Genomic DNA, 6,715 nt, shown 5'->3' with positions numbered 1-6,715 from the left:
TTATAAAATAAAATAGAAAAAATAGAAGTTAAGAATAGAAATATGTGTTGATGGAGCTGTTCAGTTTTTACAATGTAGAAAATTTGTTTTTACCAGACCCAACACCAGTTCATAGATTAGATCCAACGCGATCAGGGCTGAGAAATTGGGACACCAGAAAATATAGGAATAAGCTCTTCAAGATTTCACATGTTTTTCAACTGATGAAGGAGGAGAATGGTGTTTTACCATTTATGATAGGACTGGCTGAAGTCTCAGGTAGAAAAGTTTTAGAAGAACTTGTGGAGATGCCGCCATTTAATTCTGAATATGGAATTGTACACTACAATTCTATGGATGAAAGAAAGGTGGATGTGGCTTTACTATATGACAAGAATAAAATAGAAATAATAGATTCGGATCCTATTACTTTCTTTTTTGAAATTATAGATGAAGACCCAGATAATTACGACACAACTAGGGATGTACTCTATTCAAAAGTGAAATATAAAGGTGAGGTTATTAATGTTTTTATTGCGCATCTTCCCTCAAAGCGTGAAAAAGATATTAACGAACCCAAAAGGGCCTTTATCCTGAAAGAGATCAGGGAAAAAATTTTGAAAATAGTAAATGAAGACAAGGAAAATGTGATATTGTGCGGTGATTTTAATGAAAACCCAGATGATGAAAAATTGATGAAAATTGTTTATGGTGATAACCATATTAAAGTGTTGGAAAATCCTTTTCTAGCATTGTTTTCCGCAAGGAACTATTCTACTTTTCATTATCAATCTGGACTGTTATATGACCAGATCATATTATCCAAATCTTTTTTTGAAGGTGATAAAACTCTTTCTTTTCAGGAGGCTGGTGTATTCAGCTCCGGGAAGATCAGTAACAGAGACAGGAAGTTTGAAGGACGTCCTTTCCGTACATATGCCGGAACACGGTATTTGGGAGGATATAGCGACCATTTTCCTGTATATGTGAAATTTGAGAGTGGATAAAAGAAAAAGCAAAACATAAATATAAAAAAGTAGAGAATGAAAAATTCAAGCAACACTAGTTATCACTTAGATTCGATCGACAAAGAAATTATTTACATGTTGATGGACAATGCTAAAACATCATTAGCACACATTTCGAAAAATGTTGGAATTTCAACAACAGCAGTTCACCAAAGAATTAAAAAATTAGAGCACGCAGGTGTTATCGAAAATTCTATTTCTTTCCTGAACCCTAAAAAAATTGGATATAAGGTAACATCGTATATTGGTGTATTCTTAGATCAGCCAAGCCACTACTCAGAAGTTGTAAAAGCATTACAGGATATTAATGAGGTGGTAGAAGCTCATTATACAACAGGTAATTATACGATTTTCCTTAAAGTTTTATGTAAAGACAATGATCATTTGATGCAGATTCTGAACAAACTCCAGAAATTAAAAGGAGTGACAAGAACAGAAACTTTCATATCTTTGGAGCAAGGTATTTACAGACAACTTAAAGTATAATGATATGAATATTGCTCAATATTTGGATTCTACCTATTTAAAGACTCCTTTACAATCAGGTTTAACCGAAGAAGAAACTCTTAAAAAAGATGAAGAACTGGCTCAGGAAGCTGCTGATAATGGAATTTACGCAGTAATGATAAGGCCGGATTATGTAAATAAAATAAAGAAATTTCTTAAGGAACAGAATTCGAATGTTGTAGTAGGAACTGTTATTGGCTTTCACGAGGGAACGTATTCCGTTGATGAAAAACTGGCTGAGGCATCGAAAGCGATAGAAGACGGAGCGGATGAATTAGATTTTGTAATCAATTATAATGCTTATACCAGAGGAGATCTGGATTTAGTAAAAGATGAGTTTGAAAGATGTACAGAGCTATGTCTTAAAAATCATAAAGTAGCGAAATGGATAATCGAAATTGCGGCTTTGGCTGATGATCAGATTGCTGATCTTACTAAAAAGATATCTCAATGGGCAGAAGATAGATTTGCCGATAAAGATTTACCTCATATTTTTGTGAAGTCCTCTACGGGATTTTATGAGACTACAGGAGGGAAGCCTAACGGAGCTACATTTGAAGGTATACAGATTATGCTTGATAATGCCGGAAAGCTTCCCGTGAAAGCAGCGGGTGGAGTAAGAACTCCCGAAGATGCAGAAAAAATGATTAATATGGGAGTGAAAAGAATCGGAACTTCTTCAGCGCTAGCGTTAATTAAAAATCAATCAGCTTCGGAAAGTTATTAAAATAACAACAATGAACTCATAAAAAAGCCATCATAAATTTGATGGCTTTTGTATTTTATACTTGTTCATATTCAGAGTAAAACTTTTGTGTTTCTTTGATCAGAACATCCATTTCCTCTAATGTGAAAATTTCCAGGAATTTTTTTCTGAAATCTTTAAAATGAGGAACACTTCGGAAATAATTACTGTAATGCTGTCTCATTTCAATAAGACCTAATCTTTCACCCTTCCATTCTGCACTCCATTCAGCATGCTGGCGGACAGCTTCAAGTCTTTGGGTAATAGTAGGGTTCGGTAAATGTTCTCCTGTTTTGAAGAAATGTTTAATCTCATTGAATATCCAAGGATAACCTATGGCTGCGCGCCCGATCATGATTCCGTCACAGGCATATTTTTCTTTATATTCCAAAGCCTTTTCAGGGGAATCAATATCTCCGTTTCCAAAAATAGGAATCTCTATATTAGGGTTTTGCTTTATTCTGGAAATGTGCTCCCAATCAGCCTCTCCCTTATACATCTGAGCACGGGTTCTCGCATGTATTGTTAACGCTTTTATTCCTGTTTCCTGTAAACGTTCTGCCACTTCATCAATATTAATGGAAGTACTGTCCCAGCCGAGACGTGTTTTTACCGTTACCGGAAGATGGGTGGAGCTTACCACTGCCTTTGTAAGTCGTACCATAAGATCAATATCTTTTAAAACACCCGCTCCAGCACCTTTGCAAACCACTTTTTTTACTGGGCATCCGAAATTGATATCCACCAAATCAGGGTTTACTGTTTCGACAATTTTGGCAGACATAGACATTGCTTCTTCATCTCCACCGAAAATCTGAATTCCTACAGGTCTTTCATAATCGAAAATATCCAGTTTTTTTCGGCTTTTCATGGCATCACGAATTAAGCCTTCAGAAGAAATAAATTCTGAATACATTAAATCTGCCCCATGCATTTTACATAAGCGTCTGAAAGGAGGATCGCTTACATCTTCCATAGGTGCCAGTAATAACGGAAATTCCGGCAGTTGTATGTTGCCAATTTTTATCATGATGCAAATTTACAAAATTCTGAACTTTTAACAGACAGATAATATCTATGTGAATAATCTACTGTAAAATAAAATTTAAGTTTAAATACATTTTTTAAACGCTCTGTCTCTTTTAATGTTAATTTTTTTAAGTATAGAAAAATTGTCAAATTAGAAACTGGCTTTTACCTGCATGCTTCCAATATGGATAGTACGGTCTCCGGAATTTCTTCCTTCATAATTCAGATTGAGTTGTAGGAAAGAATTAATGGCCTGTTGTATGAATACGCTCCATACTTGGTTTTTTCCGGATTTAAGGCCATCAAGCATCTGATTTCCTACAATACTGAAGCTGTTCCCGGTAAAGTCATTATTAATGAAAGAGAAATTTCCTCTTATTGATGTTTTTTTACGTTCCCACTGGATGGTACCTGTAATATCAAAGGTTTTGAGGAATTCTTCACCATCTAATCTTTTCTTTTGACGGTAAGCAGAAGAAAGTTCTGCCTGAATGGCGTCAGTAAATTTGTATGTAGCTTTCGGCTTCGTTTCGATATTATTAAGCTTATAATCTCTGGTTGTAAATAACTGGGATGAGTTTTTAATATCGTGGATGGAATTTTCCCAGTCAATTCTGAATTCTTTATTAAACCAGTATCCGAGATTTACAAAATGTGAAGTTTGTTCCCTTTCTTCATTGCTGAAGTTGGCATTCACGAGATTGTCATTAGAAATAAACCGGTAATTACCATTCCATCCGGATTTATCAGTTGGATTGAACTGTACGGAAGTCAGGATATTCTGGTTTTTCAGAATTTGATTATCATTTTTCTCAAAAGGATTTAATACAAAGACTTTGTCCTGCTTATAAAATGAATTTTGAGAGTTCAGGGAAATGTTAAAATTCCAGCGCTTTAAAAATTTGTTCTCTGAATTGAAAACAACTGATGGATTGACGAATAGGGCAAGCTGTAATTTATTTTTGTTGGAAGGAATATATTTTACAGAATTGGTGTATACTCTTATATATTGAGCAAGATCGGAATATTCTGCAATTTCAAATTCATCGAGCTGCTGAACCCCATCACCGTTATAGTCTGTCCATTTATAAATTCCCTGTCCATCGGTAACTTTAAGATATTGAAATTCTCTTTGTGCTTCTTGGCCGTTTCCTAATTCATAAAATGCCTGTAAACGCATACCATTTCTGAAAAGCTGCTGGTTATATAAAATGTTTCCTACTACGAAATCGTTGTTTCGGGTCATATCTATATCCTGACTTTGATAAAAGAATTTTCTATAATGAATTAAGGCATTCAGTGTAGTTTTTTCAGTTTTTATCAACTGGCTTTCTGCCATAATCCCAAGGATATTATTCATATTCTGAAGCCTGTTATCACGAACTGAGTCATTGTCTCTCATGTAGACCTTAGCTAATAATTTATTTCTAAGCGTGTCTCCAATTTTTTTCTGAACAAAAACTTCTTTCCAGCTGAAACTTGTAACATCCATTAATTGGGTATCATTATACTTTTTCTCATTATGTTCCATACTTCCTCCGAAAGACCAGCTTCCTTTCTTACCAGTATATTCGGTGGACACACCTCCTCTTATAAATTTAGTATCCTGTAAGATTGCATTAGTGTTCAGATAGGAGAGGTTCCCTTTTGTATTGAACTTATTTTTTAGCCAGCTGAAATCCAGGTCATTTTTTATACCCTTGTAAGTATCCTGCTCATCAAGATAATTGATCCGATAATTCAGGGTAGATTTATTATTCCATTTATTAAGGAAGCTGAAAATAAATCGGTTTTGAGTTTTTTGGTTGAATTCCTGAGTCAGGTTAAAGTCTCTCGAGAATTCCACGTCATTAATCCTGTCTAGAATGTGAAACTGTTTATTGATATATTGATATTCAAAGCTTGGAGTTCCTTTCCAGTTATTTTTTGTAAATGTTTTATTCCCGAAAATTCTTCCGGCATATCCTATATTCTGTCCGGAGTCCTTAGATGAAAATAGATTCAGATCATAATTACTTAAGGCGATATCTGCTCCTATTTTTCCATCTTTAAGCAGAAACTCCGAGTTAGCGGAAAATACCTGTGATTTTTCCGGAGAAGGAAGTTTTCTTACCGCTCTGTAGTCTCCAGCATTAGGACCTGCATATTCAAATACACGTCCGTTATTGGTTGTCTGTTTTAATATATAATCTCCAAGCGCTGTTCCGAAATAAGTAAAAGAAACCTGATAAAGGGTTTCATTAGGATCTGTGGAAAATTCATAGAAATCACCATTTGCTCCCGGGGCGAGACGGTATAGTATTTTATTGACATCATATTCCGTTACCACACCAGACGGAGCATACATAAGATCGGTGTTGTTTCCTGCATTGGCCAGAATCTGTTCATCCTCTTTGGATAAGTTTAAAGATAAAGGTGCATTTTTATTGTCATTCTCCATAAACCAGTTGAAGCCCAGTTTCATCTTTTCCCTTTTATGCTCAATTTTCCCAGTAAATAAATAACGGGAATAATTCCTATTGGTATAATTGAAGGAAATAGTAATGAAGTTTTGCTGAAAGATTGGACGGAAACTGGTGAAAGTAACTTCCCCGGTATTATAGTTAATAATGTAATCCTGGTTTTCTCCGCGTTTCATTAAAATACCATCAATGAAAACCTGTTCGGATCCTGAGATAATAGTAATGAATTGTTCCCCATTTTTCCCTGTCAGACGGTAAGGTCCCTGGTTCCCTTCCACACCCTGAAAACGTATCCTGTGAAACTCACTTCGGGCAACTCCCATTGAAACATCAACAAATGTTTTGTTTTCCTTTCCAAATTCTGTCTGAAACTGGAGTCCCATACTGCGCCGCTGATATTTGGCAAAATAATTCTTTTCATCAACCAGATCCAGGTGCCCAGCCCGTAGGATTGATTTATCCTTAATATTAAGCTGCATATAGATCTTATCAAACTCTTCCAGTGTCTGTGTATAACCGTCAGCCTGAATAGGAAGATTATGATCCGAGATACTTGCTAATATGGTTACATCATTGGAAAGCCTTCCGGAAATCTGAAGGTCCATGGAACTTTGTACAGATTGACCCTGATTGTTACCGAAAGTAATACCACGTATAATGGAACCTTTAGAATTAAGCTCTCCCAGAAATCTTTTTTTATCATCTTTCATGAGAACGGCTTCATCTACAATAATTTTATTTTTGGTTTTTACGAAGTCTAAAGTATCTTTTGTAAACAAATCCTGCTCAAGCTTTAAAGCGATAATACTGTCTTTTTTAAGAGAATCTTCAGGAATATTGGGGTTCTTCCACGAAAAAACCTGGGCGTTACTAAAAAATAAGCCCATAAACAATAAAAAGAGTATTAAAGTAAAATTCCGCAAGCCCTCAAAAATAATTCGTAAAAATACTTAAAAAATGTTAAC

General features: G+C 35.2%; 5 protein-coding genes. 3 read left to right on the top strand and 2 right to left on the bottom strand.

The annotated features are described in order from the left end of the window. Window positions 1–50 precede the first annotated feature (50 nt). From Q0A18_RS03050 to deoC, 3 genes are read left to right on the top strand one after another with little or no spacing between them, the layout of a single operon-like run. Window positions 51–986, top strand: coding sequence for an endonuclease (locus tag Q0A18_RS03050; protein ID WP_292008698.1), 936 nt, complete (start codon window positions 51–53; stop codon window positions 984–986). Window positions 987–1,022: 36 nt separating this feature from the next. After that, complete coding sequence (locus Q0A18_RS03045; RefSeq protein ID WP_292008697.1) at window positions 1,023–1,493, top strand: Lrp/AsnC ligand binding domain-containing protein; 471 nt, start codon at window positions 1,023–1,025, stop codon at window positions 1,491–1,493. A 4-nt stretch (window positions 1,494–1,497) separates the two neighbouring features. Beyond that, window positions 1,498–2,241: a deoxyribose-phosphate aldolase gene (gene deoC, locus Q0A18_RS03040; protein WP_292008696.1), complete on the top strand. Its 744-nt coding sequence runs from the start codon at window positions 1,498–1,500 to the stop codon at window positions 2,239–2,241. A gap of 55 nt (window positions 2,242–2,296) precedes the next feature. On the opposite strand, the gene dusB is transcribed toward deoC, so the two are convergent. Together dusB and Q0A18_RS03030 are read right to left on the bottom strand one after the other, a co-directional pair. Then, window positions 2,297–3,289 (bottom strand): tRNA dihydrouridine synthase DusB, encoded by a 993-nt coding sequence (dusB, locus tag Q0A18_RS03035; protein WP_292008695.1) that lies wholly within the window; start codon window positions 3,287–3,289, stop codon window positions 2,297–2,299. Between the two features lie 150 nt (window positions 3,290–3,439). After that, window positions 3,440–6,637: a hypothetical protein gene (locus Q0A18_RS03030; RefSeq protein WP_292008694.1), complete on the bottom strand. Its 3,198-nt coding sequence runs from the start codon at window positions 6,635–6,637 to the stop codon at window positions 3,440–3,442. Window positions 6,638–6,715 lie beyond the last annotated feature (78 nt).

The organism is Chryseobacterium sp., assembly GCF_022712095.1.
Lineage (GTDB): Bacteria > Bacteroidota > Bacteroidia > Flavobacteriales > Weeksellaceae > Chryseobacterium.
Note: the sequence above shows the minus strand (reverse complement) of the source record. Positions and strands in the feature narration are given on the sequence as shown.